14 protein-coding genes are annotated in these 19717 nt (G+C 50.2%); 5 read left to right on the forward strand and 9 right to left on the reverse strand.

All coding sequences use genetic code 11. From position 1 onward, the window contains the following. Positions 1-128 precede the first annotated feature (128 nt). Positions 129-1535: a PLP-dependent aminotransferase family protein gene (locus DWZ61_RS13775; protein WP_227733197.1), complete on the reverse strand. Its 1407-nt coding sequence runs from the start codon at positions 1533-1535 to the stop codon at positions 129-131. Positions 1536-1718: 183 nt separating this feature from the next. Here DWZ61_RS13775 and DWZ61_RS13780 point away from each other — a divergent pair, with 183 nt between their 5' ends. Beyond that, a complete protein-coding gene (locus tag DWZ61_RS13780) occupies positions 1719-2507 on the forward strand; it encodes an SDR family oxidoreductase (RefSeq protein ID WP_118539160.1) in 789 nt (262 codons plus the stop codon). A 13-nt stretch (positions 2508-2520) separates the two neighbouring features. Next, a complete protein-coding gene (locus DWZ61_RS13785) occupies positions 2521-2853 on the forward strand; it encodes a nuclear transport factor 2 family protein (protein WP_118539162.1) in 333 nt (110 codons plus the stop codon). A 104-nt stretch (positions 2854-2957) separates the two neighbouring features. Here the strand turns inward: DWZ61_RS13785 and DWZ61_RS13790 are convergent, their stop codons facing one another. After that, positions 2958-4109, reverse strand: a complete 1152-nt coding sequence (locus DWZ61_RS13790) for an SH3 domain-containing protein (protein WP_147354718.1) — start codon at positions 4107-4109, stop codon at positions 2958-2960. A 135-nt stretch (positions 4110-4244) separates the two neighbouring features. On the opposite strand from DWZ61_RS13790, the gene DWZ61_RS13795 reads away from it, so the two are divergent. Continuing rightward, positions 4245-5705, forward strand: coding sequence for a DUF6056 family protein (locus DWZ61_RS13795; protein ID WP_118539166.1), 1461 nt, complete (start codon positions 4245-4247; stop codon positions 5703-5705). 62 nt (positions 5706-5767) lie between these two features. Here the strand turns inward: DWZ61_RS13795 and trpS are convergent, their stop codons facing one another. After that, on the reverse strand, positions 5768-6856 hold the full coding sequence (trpS, locus tag DWZ61_RS13800; protein ID WP_022313406.1) for a tryptophan--tRNA ligase: 1089 nt from the start codon (positions 6854-6856) through the stop codon (positions 5768-5770). A 135-nt stretch (positions 6857-6991) separates the two neighbouring features. Beyond that, complete coding sequence (gene coaBC, locus DWZ61_RS13805) at positions 6992-8188, reverse strand: bifunctional phosphopantothenoylcysteine decarboxylase/phosphopantothenate--cysteine ligase CoaBC (protein WP_118539168.1); 1197 nt, start codon at positions 8186-8188, stop codon at positions 6992-6994. A 197-nt stretch (positions 8189-8385) separates the two neighbouring features. Between coaBC and DWZ61_RS13810 the strand changes: the two genes are divergently transcribed. Then, the gene (locus DWZ61_RS13810) at positions 8386-9015 is read left to right on the forward strand and encodes an ECF transporter S component (protein WP_022313408.1); all 630 of its coding nucleotides are present in this window, start codon (positions 8386-8388) and stop codon (positions 9013-9015) included. Between the two features lie 13 nt (positions 9016-9028). Then, positions 9029-9811 carry a type III pantothenate kinase gene (locus DWZ61_RS13815; protein WP_022313409.1) on the forward strand — a complete coding sequence of 261 codons (783 nt, stop codon included), beginning with the start codon at positions 9029-9031 and terminating at the stop codon, positions 9809-9811. Here DWZ61_RS13815 and DWZ61_RS13820 read toward each other — a convergent pair. The 5 genes from DWZ61_RS13820 to greA all read right to left on the reverse strand — a co-directional run bounded on the left by DWZ61_RS13820 (position 9792) and on the right by greA (position 19520). Then, positions 9792-11285, reverse strand: coding sequence for a glutamate synthase subunit beta (locus DWZ61_RS13820; RefSeq protein WP_117466172.1), 1494 nt, complete (start codon positions 11283-11285; stop codon positions 9792-9794). The two genes, DWZ61_RS13815 and DWZ61_RS13820, sit on opposite strands and share 20 nt — an antisense overlap. 150 nt (positions 11286-11435) lie before the next feature. Next, positions 11436-15983, reverse strand: a complete 4548-nt coding sequence (gene gltB / locus DWZ61_RS13825) for a glutamate synthase large subunit (RefSeq protein WP_118539170.1) — start codon at positions 15981-15983, stop codon at positions 11436-11438. Between the two features lie 307 nt (positions 15984-16290). Further along, positions 16291-17094, reverse strand: a complete 804-nt coding sequence (locus DWZ61_RS13830; RefSeq protein ID WP_022313132.1) for a glycosyltransferase — start codon at positions 17092-17094, stop codon at positions 16291-16293. A 238-nt stretch (positions 17095-17332) separates the two neighbouring features. After that, the gene (locus DWZ61_RS20465) at positions 17333-18868 is read right to left on the reverse strand and encodes an HAD hydrolase-like protein (protein WP_118539172.1); all 1536 of its coding nucleotides are present in this window, start codon (positions 18866-18868) and stop codon (positions 17333-17335) included. A gap of 151 nt (positions 18869-19019) precedes the next feature. Further along, a complete protein-coding gene (gene greA, locus DWZ61_RS13840; RefSeq protein ID WP_118539174.1) occupies positions 19020-19520 on the reverse strand; it encodes a transcription elongation factor GreA in 501 nt (166 codons plus the stop codon). Positions 19521-19717 lie beyond the last annotated feature (197 nt).

Consider the following 19717-nt stretch of genomic DNA (forward strand, 5'->3'; position numbering starts at 1 on the left):
AAATTGTAACTATTCAGAACCCCATTCGCAAAACCGCTACTTCGTAGCTTTCCTTTTGCTCATGTGGTTACTTCGCCATATAAAACTGCTTATCTGCCTGAATGCAAGCATTCGCAGAATGCAGTTTTTCATGGCTCTGAATAGTTACAAAATATCTCCTCCAGCGCCCCAATCACCTTCTGTAATATCTCATCCGCCATATCCGAATAGTGAATGACCAGAATTCCCCGATATTTCTGCGCATCCGCAAAGCAATATTCCGACAGACAGTTCACGAGAATTCCCCGCTGTCTGGCCGCCCACTTGATCTCCACATCACTAAGTTCCGTCCGCACATGCAGCAGAAAATGAGTCCCGGCATCATCCTGATAGATCTGGCTGATCTGACTTAAAGGTGACTCCCGAAACATCCGGCAGATCCGCTCCCGCTGCCCTCTGTAATCGTTGAGCAGTCTCCGGATATGGCGTTCAAAATACCCTTTTTCCAGAAACGCTGCCATGGCATACTGTTCAAAACCGGATACCGTGCAGGAATAAAAATTCATAGTGGAAATATAGCGTTCCATCAATTTCTCCGGCAGCACCATATAGCCGATACGCAGGGATGGCACCATGGTCTTGGAAAAAGTGTTGATGTAAATAACTCTGTGGTTGCGGTCCATGGACTGCATGGAGGGAACCGGCTTTCCCACCATGCGGAATTCACAATCGAAATCGTCCTCCACGATATAGCGCTCCGGTTCCTCCGCCGCCCAGCGAAGCAGTTCCTGCCGTCTTCCCACTGGCATGACCAGTCCGATGGGAAAATGATGTTCCGGCGATACATGCGCCACGGTAATACCCTTTTGATCCAGCTGTTCCACTTTCATTCCCTGACCGTCAATGTCCACATAATCCCAGGTCACACCGCCCACATCATACAGTTTCGTAATCTTGCGATACCCAGGATTTTCCACACCGAATTTTGCATTTTTGCCCAATAACTGTAGCAGACGACTGTAGAGATATTCTGTTCCCGCTCCCACAATAATATGATCCGGTGACACATGCATGCCACGGTACCGATACAAATGCTCTGCAATGGCCACCCTTAGTTTTTCCACTCCGTTAAAAGGAACCGTCTTAAGCAGAGACGTATCATAATCCGTCAGGGTCTGCCGCATGATCTTCGCCCAGGTGGCAAAGGGGAACTTATCATATTGAATATTGTTGGCCGTCAGATCCGCCAGATATTCTTCCTCCCGGAAACGGGTCACAAAGGATGCATAGGCTGGGGCGGAGACGTTCTTCACTTCCAGACGGTTGACAAAATACCCTCTCTTTTCCTCCGACCGGATATAGCCCTCCAGCAGCAGCTGTTCATAGGTATTCTCCACGGTCTTGACACTGACCTGTAAGTGCTCGGCAAACGCCCGCTTCGAAGGAAGCTTCTCACCGGCAGTCAGCCGGCCGCTCAAGATGTCAGCTTTCATCGCTTCATATAAGTATTCATACATGGTTTTTCTGCCACGGGCAGTCAGATCATAGGTCAGCATCTGGTATCCTCTTTTTTTCTTATTTTGGTTATTTAAAAGATATCAGATTTTATTATAATGAACTCATAAAGTAAAAGCAAGCAGGAAGGACAGATTCTCCCCCCGCCAAGGGGGTGACTCCTCAAGAGGGCAGCTCCTCAAGAAGAGCAGGATTTTCCTTCGGAAAACAAGGGAGGATTTAACATGGGCGTATATGCAATCACCGGCGCATCCAGCGGAATCGGCGCCAAGACAAAAGAACTGTTACTTCAAAAAGGACACGAAGTCATCAATATCGATCTGAAGGACGGCGATATCTGCGTGAACCTGGCAACCCCGGAAGGAAGACAGGCCGCTGTAGACAAGCTGCATGAGCTGCATCCCGAAGGTCTGGACGGCATGATCTGCAATGCCGGTGTCTCCGGTGCCTGCGGCAATCTGGAACTGATCATTTCCCTGAACTATTTCGGAACCGTAGCCATTGCAAAGGGCGTCTATGACCTCCTTAAGAAAAAACACGGCAGCTGCGTAGTCACCATATCCAACACCATTTCCCAGGGTGCGGGACGTAAAGATATCGTAGATCTGCTGAACAATATCGGTGATGAAAAGAGAGTATTAAGCCTGGTATCCTCCATGGATTCCACCAACCTCTCCGTGGGCAACAGTCTCTATGTATCCACCAAATATGCTCTGGCCAGATGGGTCCGCAGAGTCTCCGCTACCTGGGCTGCCAACTGTGTCCGCATCAATGCGGTAGCTCCCGGCAACGTACATACTGCCATGACCGCTACCATGAGCACCACAGCGAAAATGGCACTGAATGCCCTCCCCATTCCCACCAAGTACGGTCAGGAATGTCTGATGGCTCCCGAAGAGATCGCTGAGGTGATGGTATTCCTGGCATCCGATTCCGCCAGAGGTGTCAACGGCAACATCATGTTCGTAGACGGCGGTACTGACGCACTGTTAAATTCTGAAAAGGTATATTAAGGAGGAACACGCTATGAGACCCATTGAAAAATATGTAGAAGCTATGGAAAATAAAGATTTTGCCGGACTTGCAGAGTTGTTCACCCCTGATGGCATTCTGTGTGACTATTGTACCACCTCCGCTTCCCAGCAGGAATATCATATCTACGGAAAAGAGGCCATCAATATGTTCTTCCGTAACAAATTCGGCTTCCGCCGCTACTCCATTCTGGATGCTGAGGTCGTAAATGATGAGCAGGCCGAGTTCATTGCCAACTTCGGAGGCTACAACATCATGGCCATCGCCACGGTTCGTGAGACCGATGAAAACGGTCTGATCCAGAGACTTACCGTAAGACCGAAATAATTTTTGCCATCCCCTTATACTTTTCTCTATATAGAATCTTAATGTAAAAGAAGCTGCCCCCTACGGTACAGCTTCTTTTACATTCTATCTTCCGAATACGTCGGTCATTCCGGAGCACTGCCAGAGATCACATAGCTGGTCACGGCATACAGGATCTCACCGTTGTACTCCACTCTGGACCAGCCAGATCCTTCACTGTAGCCGGTACGATGCAGATTGGTTCCGTTCCGCACCTGGGTGCGTACAGTGCTCTCTCCCTCGCTGGTGCTTGGTTCCGTCCGCAGATTGATCAGATCTTTGGGGGTAATATAATCATCACAATCCGTAAAGACGATCACTCTGCCGTCCTGGGTGCTGACGCGGTTGGGATATGTCGGCTTCTCCGGGGTCTTATAGGTAAGATCCGTGGTCAGATATGCTGATACTGCATAAACCGTCTGACCGTTGTATTCCAGTCTGGACCATCCGGTGGAATCGTTCCTTCCGGTGCGTACCAGAGTCTCTCCGTTCTTCAGCTGCCCTACCACATTGCCCTCATCTCCGGTATAGGGTGTACTGCGAAGATTACTCACATCCTTGGCAGTGACAGTCTCGTTCACATCACCGAACGTCATGGAATTTCCCTCCGCGAGGGCATCCCCCGTATTATTGGTAGCGGGGACTTCGGTTGCCACCGGTGCCTCTGTCGGCTGCGGCTGTGCTTCCGGAGCCTGTGTAGGTGTCGGTTGCGGTGCTTCTGTCACTGCTGCCGCAGGCTCTGGAGTAACCGTCTCGGGAATTTGTGTAGTCTCCGCTTCCGCCGTTGCCACCTTTTCCGATGCGATCCCGGTCTCCGGGGTCTCTGCAGAAGCCTGTTCTGAGCTCTGCGCTTCTGTTGTCACCGCCGCGAATTCATTATTTTCCGTAGTTCTGTCATGATGGCTCAGTTTCCACAGCGGAATACAGATCAGGACCGCCAGAACCATCATGCCCGCAAAAGCCGGAATCATCCATGGCCGGAACCGGAAGCCGATCCCGTCCCCCTCGTCGAAGTCATCCAGGTCATCCCCTTCCGGGTACTCGCCATAGTCCTCATCCTCCGTAAAGTCCTCCGATTCCACAGTATACGGATCCTCTGTATCACAGGTTGTTTCCCATACAGCATCATCACGTCGTCCCGCCTGTTCAGAATCCACCTCTGCATCCGCAAGTTCTTCATAGTCAAAATTATATTCTTCCGGTTCCCTTTTCCGGTCTCTGACACCCTTTTCTTCCATGGCATGCCCTCCTTCCGCCATCTTTAAGCTGATTATATACTTCCCTCCTTTGCAAAACAAGTACCTTTTCCTGTCTTTGCAGGTATGTTATACTGACTGTAGCATTATAAAAACCTCTCAGGAGTTATATTCTCTATGAAAAATAAATTTGCCAAATGGAAACCTTATATTTTCCTCGCGGTCCTGCTCGTCAGCCTGGTTCCTCTGGTATGGCTGGGGCGTTACAATTATCCCACCGGGGATGATTATTATTACGGTACGGAAGCCCATCTGGTCTGGCAGCAGACCGGAAGCATACCACAGGCCATTTCCGCCGCCTGTGCCGGTGTCGCCAAAAGCTATCAGATCTGGCAGGGAACCTATTCAGCGCTGTTTCTGATGTATCTTGCGCCCAATGCCTTCTCCAATACCGCCTATCATCTGGTGACTTTTGTGATCCTTCTTTTGCTGTGCGGCAGCATTTTCTATCTGCTACGGCCTCTGGTCTGCCATTTCCTGCCGGGAACATGTGGGGAATGGATCACGATTTCCTCAGTATTCAGTTTCCTGTGCATCCAGACAGTGGCCTTTCAGAGCGACAGCTTTTACTGGTACAACGGCTCCATGTATTACACCGGTTTCTTTGCCGTGACCCTGTTTTTCCTGGGCACATTGCTTCGCTACCTGTACAATGGGAAAAAGATACTGATGCTTCCGCTTCTCCTGTTCGCAATTTTCTTAGGCGGTGGCAATTACGTGTCCCTTCTCCCCTGCATGCTGTTTGTGGTAACCGTAACCTTTCTACTGCTGTTGCAGAGAAATAAAAAGACTTATGTCTGCGGAATTACCTCTGCTGTTCTCCTGCTATCTTTTGCCGTCAGTGCCATGGCCCCCGGCAATCAGGTGCGGCAGGACGGCATGTGGAAAATTCCCGCGTGGAAAGCCATTGCAAAGTGCCTGTTGCAGGGTGTCCGCTATACCTTCGCCTGGACCGGACTGTGGTGGCTGCTTGCCGCCCTGCTTCTGCTGCCGGTCTTCCTGCGCATTTTACAGAAGAAAAACTGGGGATTTTTCTCCCATCCCCTCCTTTTTACCGGATATTCCTACGGATTGTTCTGCTCCATGTCCTGTCCTCTGTTCTATACCATGAACTCCACAGGACCCGGCCGGGCCGTAGCCATTGTCTACTATACGTTTCTGCTGATCAGTTTTGCTGTGTTCTTCTACTGGCTCGGATATATAGTCCGGAAGCTGCGAATGCGTCAGAATACTCCGGAGAAAATGGCGGTCCTCGGCAAGTTGAAAATTGCCCGTTATGTCGCCATGACGGTCCTGTTGGCCGTCATCCTTTTCACCGGAGTATGGCAGGAGACCTCCGCCGCAAAAGCGATCCAGGTGCTGGCAGACGGGGAAGCCGCTGCCTATGCTGCAGAATACGAAGAACGACTGCTTCTGTTGAATAATCCGGAGATTACGGATGTGGTTCTGACGCCGTTTATCCATCAGCCTGCCATGATCTATACCGGTGATCTCCCCGGAGACCCGGAGGATCCCACCAGTAAAAAGACCGCCCAATACTTTGGAAAAAATTCCATATACGTAGATTACAGCAATTAATCCCCCAAAAAAGGACGCTTCCGGTTTTTCCGGAAACGTCCTTTTGTTATCTTTTACTATTCTTATTGTCCTTCGTACTTCTCACTCTGCATACGGATCAGTTCTGCATCGTCGAAGTAATTGATACGCATAGCGCTCTTTACCTCAGACAGGGTCTGTGCTGCCACTTCACGGGCCTCGTCACTGCCCTTCTTCAGGATCTCATATACTGCGGGAATATCCTTCTCCAGTTCTTTTCTACGGTTACGGATGGGCTCCAAGGTCTCCTGCATTACGTTGTTCAGGAACTTCTTCACCTTCACGTCACCCAGACCGCCTCTGGTATAATGCGCCTTTAACTCGTCCAGATTTGCGTAATCCGGCAGGTATCTCTCGAAGTGCTCCGGCTTGCAGAAAGCATCCAGGTAAGTGAATACCGTGTTGCCCTCCAGATGTCCGGGATCGCTGACCAACAGATGCTCGGGATCGGTGTACATACTCATGATCTTGGTGCGTACATCGTCTGCGCTGTCTGCCAGATAGATGCAGTTGCCAAGGGATTTACTCATTTTCGCCTTGCCATCGATGCCGGGCAGTCGCTGACATGCCTCATTTTCAGGCAACAATGCCTTGGGCTCTACCAGTACCGGTGCATATACGGTGTTGAATTTGTGTACGATCTCTCTGGTCTGTTCGATCATGGGCAGCTGATCACCACCTACGGGAACGGTGGTCGCCTTGAAAGCGGTAATATCGGAAGCCTGGCTGATGGGATAGGTAAAAAATCCCACAGGGATGCTGGCTTCGAAGTTACGCATCTGAATCTCACTCTTTACGGTCGGGTTTCTCTGTAATCTGGCTACGGTTACCAAATCCATGTAATAGAAGGTCAGTTCACACAGCTCGGAAATCTGAGACTGGATGAAGATTGTTGCCTTACTGGGATCCAGTCCGCAGGACATGTAGTCCAGCGCCACTTCGATAATATTCTGACGCACCTTCTCGGGATTCTCGATATTGTCCGTCAGTGCCTGTGCATCTGCGATCATGATAAAAGTTTTCTTATATTCACCGGAATTCTGCAGCTCTACACGTCTTCTCAGGGAGCCTACATAATGTCCCACATGTAATCTTCCGGTAGGTCTGTCACCTGTCAAAATAATCTTGTCCATTTCGTCCTCTCAATCCGCCGTCTACGCGGCTATACATCATTGCTTCTATCATACCATCTTTTTGCATAGAAGCAAATGATTTTTCTACAGAATTAACGCTTTGTGTGCAAGCCCCCTCGCATTCGTTCTGCTGTTCTATGGCTGAACTATTGCAAGCAACTTATCCAGAATTTTATGTGCCACCTGTTCCTTGCTCATCAGTTCCAGGCTCTCCTCGGAATTCTTTGTGATCAGTGTCACAATATTGGTGTCCGTGCCAAAGCCCGCTCCTGCGCTCTTCAAACTGTTGGCACAGATCATGTCACAGTGCTTGCTCTCCAGCTTCTTCCGGGAATTCTCCAGTACATTTTCCGTCTCCATGGAAAATCCACACAAAATCTGTCCCGGTCTCTTGTCTTCCCCAAGGGTCTTCAAAATATCCTTCGTCCGCACCAGAGGGATCGACATGTCTCCGTCTTTTTTCTTAATCTTATTGTCTGCTGTCACTGCCGGGGTGTAGTCTGCCACGGCTGCTGCCTTGATGACAAAATCATAGTCCTGCGCTCTGGACACGATTGCATCGTACATCTCTTCTGCCGTCTGTACCGGCACCACATTTACAAACAAAGGCGGCTCCACATCCGTATGGGCTGCCACCACCGTCACTTCTGCGCCGCGGTGCATTGCAGCTCTCGCCAGGGCATAACCCATTTTTCCACTGGAGTGATTCGTGATAAAACGCACCGGGTCAATGGGTTCTCTGGTGGCACCTGCGGAGATCAGCACCTTTTTGCCCGCCAGATCCTTCTCGCAGGCGATCTCCTTCACCACGGCTTCGAACAGTACGGACTCCTCCGGCATTCTGCCGTCACCGATATCGCCGTTGGCCAGCATTCCCGTGGCCGGAGTGATGATCTCATAGCCGAAATGCTTTAATTTTTCGATATTATCCTGCACGATGGGGTTGTGATACATATTATGATTCATGGCAGGGGACACAATCTTCTTGCAGGGACATGCCATGACCGTAGTAGTCAACATATCATCTGCGATGCCGTTTGCAATCTTGCCGATCACATTGGCAGAAGCCGGTGCCACCAGAACCACATCCGCCCGCTTTGCCAGTGCCACATGTTCCACACTGTACTGGAAATTGCGGTCAAAGGTGTCCACCAGACATTTATGTCCCGTCAGACTTTCAAAAGTAATGGGGTTAATGAACTGCGTGGCATTCTGTGTCATCAGCACTTCCACATCACAGTGCTGTTTTAACAGCATCCGCGCTACATTGGCCATTTTATATGCAGCAATACTTCCCGAGATTGCCAGAACTACGGTCTTTCCCTTCAGCATAGTCGTCTCCTTTTGCCTGATTTATCAAAAATACTTCAAAACTGTACTCCTAAAATACCATAAGTGCATATTTTATGCAAATATCACTTTTCTTTTTGTCCGGGATATGATATAAACAGTAGGAGTGTCCCGAATCACCGGGGCAGCTTGTATTGTATCTCCCAGAGGGAGAATGGTAACAAGGAGGAAAATTTCATATGAACAAACAAAGTAAGACAATGCGACTCACGTTGATGGGATTGTTTGCTGCGGTACTTTTGCTGATGGCTTATACCCCGCTCGGGTACCTGAACATCGGCCCCCTGGCAATCACCTTCAATGTCATCCCCGTTGCACTGGCTGCAATCACTCTTGGCCCTGTAGGCGGAGCCGCCATGGGAGCAGTATTCGGATTGACCAGCTTTTTGCAATGCATCGGCGTGGGAGGCACCAGCGCCATGGGAGCAATGCTTTTTGGCATCAACCCTGTGTTGGCCTTCATCCAGCGTTTCATCCCCAGACTTCTGGACGGATTTCTGTTGGGATATGTCTTCCGTTACAGCCGCAAAGCCGTAGGAGACAGAATCGCCTGCATGATCACCGGATTTTGCAGCGCATTTTTCAACACCGCATTTTTCATGTCCCTTTTAGTACTGCTGTTCGGCAATACTTCCTATGTGCAGGGACTGATGGGTGGTAAAAACGCGATTTTATTCATCTGCTCTTTTGTAGGTGTGAATGCGGTCTTCGAGATGTGTGCATCCACGTTCCTGACCGGAGCGGTAGGGCTGGCACTGATCAAGGCAAAAGTCATTCCTGTATATCAGAAAGCAGAGTCTGCAGCATAACAGGAGTATACCCGTGGTACTGACAATCGACATCGGAAATACTACGATCGGCATCGGGGGATTTCAGGGAAATAAGCTGCTCTTTATTGAGAAGCTATCGTCCCGCCGTCCCCTGTCTGATGCCGGATATAGAAAAAAACTGAATATGATTTTAGACAAACACGGTCTGTCCGCCGAAGCCTTTGAGGGATCTGTGATCTCCTCGGTTGTGCCTTCGGTGACAGCCGTTTTTTCCTCTGCTCTGGAAGCTTTTATGGGGCAGAAGCCTCTGCTTCTTACCCATGAACTGGATCTTGGCTATGAGATCTGTACGGAATTTCCGGAAAAGGTGGGCTGCGACCGCCTGGCAGATATCGCCGGAGCCATTTCCCGCTATCCTCTGCCACTGATCACCATTGATCTGGGCACCGCCACGACATTTAACGTGTTGGATGAGAACCGTCGCTTTTTAGGTGGCCTGATCCTTCCCGGCGTTGGAACCGCCCACAGGGCACTTTTAGGCAGGACCGCCCAGCTCCCGAAAGGGGACATTCATATGCCCGCCCACACCATCGGTGCGAATACGCAGGAATGCATCACCGGGGGAATGCTCTTGGGCAACGCCTGTGCCATCGACGGACTGATCCGCCGTATCCAGACAGAGTTAGGGCAAAAAGCAACGGTCGTTGCCACCGGAGGGTACGCAACGACCGTCATTCCACATTGTGAAACGAAGATCCATATCGATCAGAATCTTCTTATGAAAGGTCTGAGATCCATCTACGAGAATAATACCTCTACTGGATCACCAGATTAGAGTAGCCCATCAGGCTCTCATCCACAGCATGTGCGGCTTCTCTGCCTTCACGGATCGCCCACACCACCAGGGACTGTCCTCTGTGCATATCACCGGTGACGAATACATTTTCCACACTGGTCTGGTATTTGCCGGGGGCAGTTTTTACGTTGGTGCGTTCATTTAATTCCACCCCGAAAGCATCGGTAATATATTTCTGACTTCCCAAAAATCCTGCTGCGATCAGTACGATCTCCGCATCCAGGATCTGCTCACTTCCGGCAATCTCCTGCATCTTCATGCGTCCGGTAGCAGGATCCTTTTCCCAGGACAGCTTCACGATCTTCACGGCTTTCAGGTTGCCGTTCTTATCCTTGATAAATTCCTTAACCGTAGATTCATAGATTCTCGGATCATGTCCGTAGACTGCAATGGCTTCTTCCTGACCGTAATCGGTCTTGCAGACCTTCGGCCATTCGGGCCAGGGATTGTTCTCTGCTCTCTTGTCCGGAGCCTTGGGCATCATCTCGATCTGGGTTACAGACTTGGCACCGTGACGGATGGAAGTTCCCACACAGTCATTACCGGTATCACCACCGCCGATGATGACCACGTTCTTACCCTTGGTCTCCACATATTTTTTATCTTCAAAGTTCGAATCCAGCAGGCTCTTGGTATTGGCTTTCAGAAAATCCACCGCGAAATAGATTCCCCTGGCATCTCTGCCTGGCGCATTGATGTCTCTGGGATTGGAAGCACCACAGGCCAGTACGACACGGTCAAAATCATGTAACAGCTTGGATGCCTTGATGTCCTTACCGATATCCGTACCGGTGACAAAGGTGACGCCCTCTTTCTTCATGATGGCTATCTTACGGTCAATGATCTGTTTCTCCAGCTTCATGTTAGGGATGCCGTACATCAACAGTCCTCCCACACGGTCGGAGCGCTCAAATACTGTGACCTGATGTCCTCTCTGGTTCAGCAGATCCGCCGCTGCCAGTCCGGAAGGACCGCTGCCGATGACTGCCACCTTTTTGCCGGTACGCACCACAGGGGGCTTGGCTGCCGCATAACCCTCGCTGTAGGCATTTTCAATAATTGCATATTCGTTCTCCTTGGTGGAGACCGGATCCCCATTCAATCCACAGGTACATGCCGCCTCACACAGAGCCGGACATACTCTGGACGTGAATTCGGGGAAATTGTTGGTCTTTTTCAGGCGGTTGTAAGCCTGTTGCCAGTTGCCGGTATATACCAGATCGTTCCACTCCGGCACCAGATTGTGCAGGGGACATCCGCTGGCCATACCGCAGATCATCATGCCCGACTGGCAGAACGGCACACCGCATTCCATACATCTGGCACCCTGTAAGCGCTGCTTTTCCTTCGGCAGATGCTCATGGAATTCGTTAAAATGCTGTATTCTCTTCTTAGGATCCTCAGCCACGCTGACTTCCCTTTTATATTCCATAAATCCCGTTGGTTTTCCCATGACTCTCTCCATTCTGCAGACGCTTCGGCGTCGGAAGAATCGCGAACTAAATTTCATATTTAGTTCTGCGATAAACTAATTTGTGGCGCCCGCGGCACAAATTAGTCGTGTGAAAAGCAATCTATCAAGATTACTTTTCACACTGCCCTCCTACTTTCTGGTGTTGGCATAGAATGCTTCGATCTGTGCCTGCTCTGCGCTCAGTCCTTTTTCCTCCATCTGGACGATGGTCTTTAAGACTCTCTCATAATCATGAGGGATGATCTTCTTGAACTTGGGCAGATACTCTCCAAAGTTGTCCAGCACTTCCTTACCCTTGGCGGAATTGGTCAGTGCCACATGCTCCTGGATCATGGATTTCAGTTCCAGCACATCATATTTGGATGTGATCTCACTGGAAGATACCATTTCCTTATTCAGGCGCTTGTACAGATCGTTGCCTTCATCCAGTACATAAGCGATACCGCCGCTCATACCGGCTGCGAAATTTTTACCGGTCATACCGAGAACTACCACACGACCGCCGGTCATGTATTCACAGCCATGATCACCTACACCTTCGACGACTGCGATAGCACCTGAGTTACGTACGCAGAAACGTTCGCCTGCCACACCGTTAATGAATGCTTTACCGGAGGTTGCACCGTACAGTGCCACATTACCGATGATGATATTTTCCTCCGCCTTGAACTTGCTGCCCTGAGGAGGATATACCACCAGCTTACCGCCGGATAAGCCCTTACCGAAGTAGTCATTGCTGTCGCCTACCAGTTCCAGAGTCAGGCCCTTGGGGATAAAGGCTCCGAAGGACTGTCCGCCGGCACCCTTGCACAGTACATGGTAGGTATCCTCTTCCACATCATCGCCCAATTTTCTGGTGATCTCACTTCCGAGGATCGTACCGAAAGCACGATCGGTGTTGCTGACATCCACTTCAATGCTGCGCTTCTGTCCCGCATCAATAGCTTTGCCCAGTTGCTTTAACAGCACCTTCTCATCCAGCGTCTTCTCCAGCTGGAAGTCATAGACCTGCTTGGGATCGAAGGTCACCTTCTGCTTGCTGCCTTCGTAAGGGTTGCTTAAGATCTGGGTCAGATCCACTTCCTCCTGACGATCGGTCAGATGCTCTTTTCTCTTCAGCAGATCGGTTCTGCCCACCAGTTCATCTACGGTACGCACGCCCAGGGCTGCCATGTATTCCCGCAGCTCCTGCGCGATAAATTTCATAAAGTTTTCCACGTATTCCGGCTTACCGCGGAAGTTTTTCCGCAGCTCCGGGTTCTGGGTAGCCACACCTACCGGACAGGTATCCAGATTACATACTCTCATCATGACACAACCCATGGTTACCAATGGAGCGGTAGCGAAACCGAACTCCTCGGCACCTAAAATGGCTGCGATGGCTACATCTCTGCCGCTCATGAGCTTACCGTCGGTCTCGATGCGGACTTTATTACGCAGTCCGTTCATGATCAGAGTCTGATGAGTCTCTGCCAGTCCCAGCTCCCAGGGAAGTCCGGCATTGTGGATGGAGTTTCTCGGTGCCGCACCGGTACCGCCGTCATAACCGGATACCAGGATGACCTGTGCTCCCGCCTTGGCTACACCGGCTGCTACGGTTCCCACACCGGCTTCGGATACCAGTTTTACAGAGATTCTTGCCTGGGTGTTGGCATTTTTCAGATCATAGATCAGCTGCGCCAGATCCTCAATGGAATAAATGTCGTGATGAGGGGGCGGAGAGATCAGGGACACACCGGGTGTGGAGTGTCTGGTCTTGGCGATCCAGGGATATACCTTTCCTCCGGGCAGATGTCCGCCCTCACCGGGTTTTGCTCCCTGTGCCATCTTGATCTGAATCTCCTGTGCACTTACCAGGTAACGGCTGGTAACACCAAAACGTCCACTGGCTACCTGCTTGATTGCGGAACAACGGTTCAGTCCGTCCGGTCCGACGGTCAGACGATCCAGGTCCTCACCGCCTTCACCGGAATTGCTCTTGCCGTGCAGATGGTTCATGGCGATGGCCATGGTCTCATGGGCTTCTTTGGAAATGGAACCGTAGGACATGGCACCGGTCTTGAATCTGGTCACAATGGTCTCTACCGGCTCTACTTCCTCAATAGGCACACCCTTTTTCGGATAATTGAAGTCCATCAGTCCTCTGAGATTCTTGATGGAATCTTCGTCGTTTACCATGGCAGTGTACTGTTTGAACATCTGGTAATCACCGCGTCTGGTGGATTCCTGTAACATATGGATGGTAGCGGGATTGTACAGATGCTCGTCACCGCCGCTGCGCATCTTGTGATGTCCGGGGCTGTTTAAGGTCAGATCGTTTTTCAGTCCCAGAGGATCAAATGCCTGAGAGTGCAGGTCGTCTACCTGCTGCTCAATATCTTTTAAGGTAATACCTCCCACACGACATACGGTGTTGGAGAAATACTTACTGATCACTTCCGGTGCAATACCGATAGCCTCGAAGATCTGGGAACCCTGATAGGACTGGATGGTGCTGATACCCATCTTGGATGCGATCTTGACGATGCCGTGGAGGACAGCATTGTTGTAATCATCCACTGCTGCATAGTAATCCTTATCCAGCATATTGCTCTCGATCAGTTCCTTGATGGTATCCTGTGCCAGATAAGGGTTGATGGCGCAGGCACCGTAACCTAGCAGCGTAGCAAAATGGTGTACCTCTCTGGGTTCGCCGGATTCCAGGATCAGTGCGACTCTGGTTCTCTTCTTGGTGCGTACCAGATACTGGTTCAGTGCGGATACGGCCAGCAGGGAAGGAATGGGCACATGGTTCTCATCCACGCCTCTGTCGGACAGGATCAGGATGTTCACGCCGTCTCTGTAAGCTCTGTCCACTTCCACGAACAGTCTGTCAATGGCACGCTCTAAGCTGGTGTTCTTGTAATATACGATAGGTACGACTTCTACTTTGAATCCGTCTACCTTCATGTTCTTGATCTTCAACAGATCCGTGTTGGTCAGGATCGGGTTGTTGACCTTCAGAACATTACAGTTCTTCGGGGTCTCCTCCAGAATGTTGCCCTCGGTACCGATGTATACGGTGGTGGAAGTCACGATCTCCTCACGGATCGCATCGATGGGCGGGTTGGTTACCTGTGCAAACAGCTGCTTGAAATAATGAAACAGCGGGTGGTTCGTCTTGCTTAAGACGGGAAGCGGCGTATCCACACCCATGGCGGCAATCGCTTCACTGCCGTTCTTTGCCATAGGCAGAATGCTCTGTTTCATCTCATCGTAGGTATAACCGAAAGCTTTCTGCATCCGCTGACGCTCTTCGTAGGTGTACTCAGGGACACGCTGGTTCGGGATGTGAATACTCTTCAATTCTGTCAGGTTGTTGTCTAGCCATTCACCATAGGGCTGTCTGGAAGCATATTTTTCCTTGATCTCCTCATCGTCAATGACTCTGCCCTGTACGGTATCGACCAGGAGCATCTTGCCGGGACGAAGTCTTTCCTTTAACTTGATCTTCGTGGGATCAACAGGAAGGACACCTACCTCGGAAGACAGGATCAGGGTATCATCGTCAGTGATCAGATAACGGGAAGGACGCAGGCCGTTTCTGTCCAGTACCGCACCCATGATATCTCCGTCGGAGAACAGGATGGATGCGGGGCCGTCCCAGGGCTCCATCATGGTAGCGTAATACTGGTAGAAATCTCTCTTGGTCTGGGACATGGCCTTGTTGTTCGCCCAGGGCTCGGGGATAGCGATCATGACCGCCAGAGGCAGTTCCATGCCGCTCATTACCAGGAATTCCAGCGTGTTGTCCAGCATAGCGGAGTCGGAACCGGTCTTGCTGATGGCAGGCAGTACTTTGTGCAGCTGGCCTTTCAGATGCTCGGATTCCATGTTCTCCTCCCTGGCCAGCATCTTGTCGGCATTGCCGCGGATAGTGTTAATCTCACCGTTGTGTACCATCAGACGGTTCGGATGAGCACGTTCCCAGCTGGGATTGGTATTGGTGGAGAAACGGGAGTGTACCATGGCAATGGCGGATTCGTAATCTTCACTCTGCAAATCTGCGAAGAAGGTACGCAGCTGGCCTACCAGGAACATTCCTTTATATACGATCGTTCTGCTGGAAAGAGAAACTACATAGGTATCATCGGAAGACTGCTCGAAGACACGTCTTGCAATATAAAGTCTGCGGTCAAAGGGAAGTCCTTTTTCCACATCGGCAGGCTTTTTCACGAATCCCTGCATGATATAGGGCATGCACTCTACGGCCTTATGTCCCAGCACATTGGGGAAGGTAGGCACTTCACGCCAGCCGAGGAATTCCATTCCTTCTTTTTCCACAATGATCTCGAACATCTTCTTGGCCTGATTGCGGCGCAGTTCTTCCTGCGGGAAGAAGAACATGCCGACACCGTATTCTCTCTCTCCGCCGATGTCCATGCCCAGAGCCCTGGTCACTCTGGCAAAAAATTTGTGGGGAATCTGGGTCAGAATACCGACACCGTCACCGGTCTTGCCTTCCGCATCCTTACCGGCTCTGTGCTCCAGATTCTCTACGATCTTCAGCGCATTCTCTACGGTCGCGCGGCTCTTCTCTCCGTGAATATTGACACAGGCTCCGATACCGCAGTTATCATGCTCAAATTCTTCCCGATATAACGGTGCCTTGGGCAGCTCCTGTTTTACATCAAACATATAGTTCTCCTTTCCGGGTTTCTATTTCTCTCTTTTTCATCTGTCTGTTACTATTCATAACCTCATTTGCAAGACTGTGCTTTCAGCACTTTCCTGCAACTAAAAAAGGTCGCAATGAGACTCTTTCGAGCGCCTCATTGCGACCTTTTCTGTACTATACACCTATTTTTCTCATTTGTAAATATAGATTTTTCCTTGAATTGTCAGATAATTTGTCAATTCAGTTATTCGCACGGCTGTTGTCTGTGAATTGTGTCAATTTTCTTTTTTAAGCCATGCTTTTAGCACAACTCTTTGGGGATTTTCCCTATTTTTCCTGTCTTCGACCATACACTTTGCTTGCCAGTCCCTGATAGATTGCAGAGAAATGTCTGCTTTCTGCCATTGCGGTCCGGAGAGGTGCCAGGGTCAGTGCCATCACAGCGCGGTAACGGAACAGTTCTACGGGTTTCATGTATTTTGTCGTGATCTCCTTATGCTCTGTGGCACTGCGTTTCAGGTTCTCCTTTGTCTCGGAGTAGCCGCCGCCTTCGTAGGAAGATACGGTAAGCCCCAGATACTGCATGGGAGCCTTCGCCCGGTAATAGCACCACAGAAAATGTTCATAATCTGCGCGGATCTTGTATTTTGGTTCGTAGGGCTTCTGTCGGCACAGGTCTGCGGCATAGAAGCAGGACTGATGGCAGGGAATGTTGCGGTAGCAGACAAAGCCGGTGATTCGGGGCGGGGATGATATCTTCGTGTCCGTTTTCGCGCTGTAGGTATCTCCGTAATAGATGCCTTGCAGTTTCATAGGGTGCTGTTCCATGAATTGTGCGGTGTGTGCCAGAACTTCCTTGTCATAGAAGAGGTCACCGCAGTTTAAGAACAGAATGTAATCTCCGGTCACATGAGAGACCGCCTGGTTCATAGCCTCGTAGATGCTGTGATCCGGTTCCTGGTAGAAATGGATCCGCCCGTCAGTGCGCATGGACTCTATGGATCCGTCACGGCTGCCACCGTCCTTGACGATGACTTCGAAGTCTGGGCAGGTCTGGGCCAGGATACTGTCAAGGGTCTGATTCAGTTTGGTGCCGGGGTTCAGGCATACTACGATAATGCTGAATTTCATATGTTGCTCCTTTTAAGATATAATATCTCCGCAGTCGAGAACAGGGCAAGGAACGCGGCACGTTCGCACTCTGTCGCAGAGCGTAGCGGCACGTAAGTGACCAAAGTACGGTCACTAAGTGCCGACGTCTGCTTACGGCCTGCTTATCCTTACCCTGTTTTCGGCTGCTGGGTTACGTTGTCCATCTTTGTATATCTTATCAAGTATTTGGATGGTGACAAATGTACTTTTTTATTGCCTAAAATATATTTTTCTGTTTATGGAGCATCCCGAGGGATACTGCTGCCACTGTCAGGAAAATCACGCATACGGGCCAGCTGACGAAGCCGGTGACGGCGATGGCGGTATAGGAGAGGCAGTAGGCGAGGACATTGGATGCCACATGGACAAAGACCGCCATTTTGAACTCTCCAAAGTATTCGTAAGCATATGCCATCAGGCAGCCGATGAGGAAGCCGTACACGCCCTGGACGTAATTCATGTGGTAAACGCCAAAGATCAGAGCAGACAGGGCTATGGCGAGTTTGATATCCATGAATCTGCGGAGATATCCGTAGATAACTCCGCGGAACAGAAGCTCCTCTGCTATGGGGGAGATGAAGCCGAATACAAGGATTCCTACGATAAAGTGTGCGGAATATTGCTGGGCTGCAACTTCGGTATAGGCTTCGGATTTGTTGGTCACTCCCAGAAGTTCAAACAGGAGGTTGAAACCGATAACGGCACCGATGGTGACTGCCACCAGCAGGGCATATTTTGCCTTACCTTCTTTTTTCAGATGGCTTAAATGCATATCCTCTTTGTTCTTCGTGATCAGAAGCTTTGCCGTGGACCATACCGCCAGTGCTCCGCCGATGAAGCCCAGTGCCGCTATGATACTGGACACATCTCCGGAATAGCCGTTATAGGCGCCGGTCTCATCCCGCAGGATCAGCAGATCTACCAGTCCACCGGAAGCACCAGACTGTGCCAGCTGATACAACAGTGCCAGCAGCGCATACTGCACCGCATTGCGCACCAGGATAAACATCAGGAACGAATACACCATGGTCCAGATTCTCTGGTACATGGGATTTTTCTTTTTATTGTCGGGATTGCTGTTCACCAGTTCCTCGCTGCCGCGAAGCAGAAATTTTTCCAGTTCTTCCACGGATTGTACGATGTAGTCCGCTTTTGCTTCCTTTAACTCTTCCTTGCTTCCGTAGCCATAAGTCACGCCCACGCTCTCCACGCCCAACGCTCTGGCTCCTTCCACATCGAACTTTCTGTCACCGATCATGTAGACCTGATCCGGCTCTATGGGATTCTCCTTGAACAGCTGATGCAGGGTCTCCTGCACCACCTGATCCTTCGTCTCTCTGGTGCCGTCCAGCTCACTGCCTACCACCACGGCAAAATATTTTTTCAGATCAAAATGCTCCAGTATGCGTTCTACATAGATCTGGGGTTTGCTGGAAGCCAGTGCCAGAAAATAGCCCTTGGATTGCAGGTTCTTCAGCATCTCCGGAATACCGGCATAAACTTCATTTTCAAAAATACCCGTATTCTGAAAACGCTCTCTGTATTTTGCCACGGCCTCCTCCGCCTGCTCAGCGGTAAAACCGTAGAATTCCATAAAGCTGTCCCGTAAGGGCGGTCCGATAAAAGGCTCCAGCTTGTCCAGATCAGGTTCCTCAATACCGAAAGAGTGCAGCGCATACTGCACGCAGGTCGTAATTCCAATTTTGGGATCTGTCAGTGTACCGTCCAGATCAAACAGCAGATATTTTTTCATTCTTATAATTCCTTTTTTTGTATCTGTTCCAAGCCCTGTAACTATCGCAAAATATTCATTGAATACCGGGATCCGCAAGAATATTCTGTAATTGTTATGAGGCTCTGAATAGTTACCCTTTCTTTCTATAGCTTGTGGGGTCCGCAAAGCATTAGAAGCTGCGGATCTTGTCCCCGTCATCCTCAGTGTTTTTCAGCGCCTTGATCTCTACGTCATAGCCCACATTGGCATTGACCTGCACATGGACCACATCACCCACTTTTTTGCCAAGCAGTGCCTTGCCCAGCGGAGATTCGTTGCTGATCAGACCTTCCAGTGAGTTTCCGCGAACGGTGGTCACGATCTTGTAATCCTCTTCCGTGCCGTCGTCGATGAATTCCACGGTAACAGTGTTGTTGATGCCCACCTCATCCACGGCGGAGTTCTCGGAGATCACCTTTGCGGTCTTGATCATTCTCTCCAGATAACGGATCCGGCTCTCGTTCTGATTCTTGTATTTTTTCGCTGCATAATATTCAAAATTCTCACTGAGATCTCCGTGGGCTCTGGCTTCCTTCACGTCCTCCAGTGCCTTGGGACGCACCACCAGCTTACGATACTCGATCTCATCTTCCATTTTCTTAATGTCAGTGGGGGTTAATTCATCGTACATAATTTCTCCATTTCTATCTGTTCAATTACTTATATCATTTATTGACAGTTTTTCTCCCGGCTCGGCACGCTGATTTTCTACCAACAGCCGTCCTTCTTTTTCTTCGGCGACCGACCTTCTTTTCCTTCGGCAGACGCCTTTCTTTTCTTCTGACGGCCGACCTTTTTCCTTCCGGCAGCCAACCTTCTTTTCTTGCA

The sequence above is a fragment of the Clostridium sp. AF34-10BH genome (assembly GCF_003478095.1).
GTDB lineage: Bacteria > Bacillota > Clostridia > Lachnospirales > Lachnospiraceae > Acetatifactor > Acetatifactor acetigignens.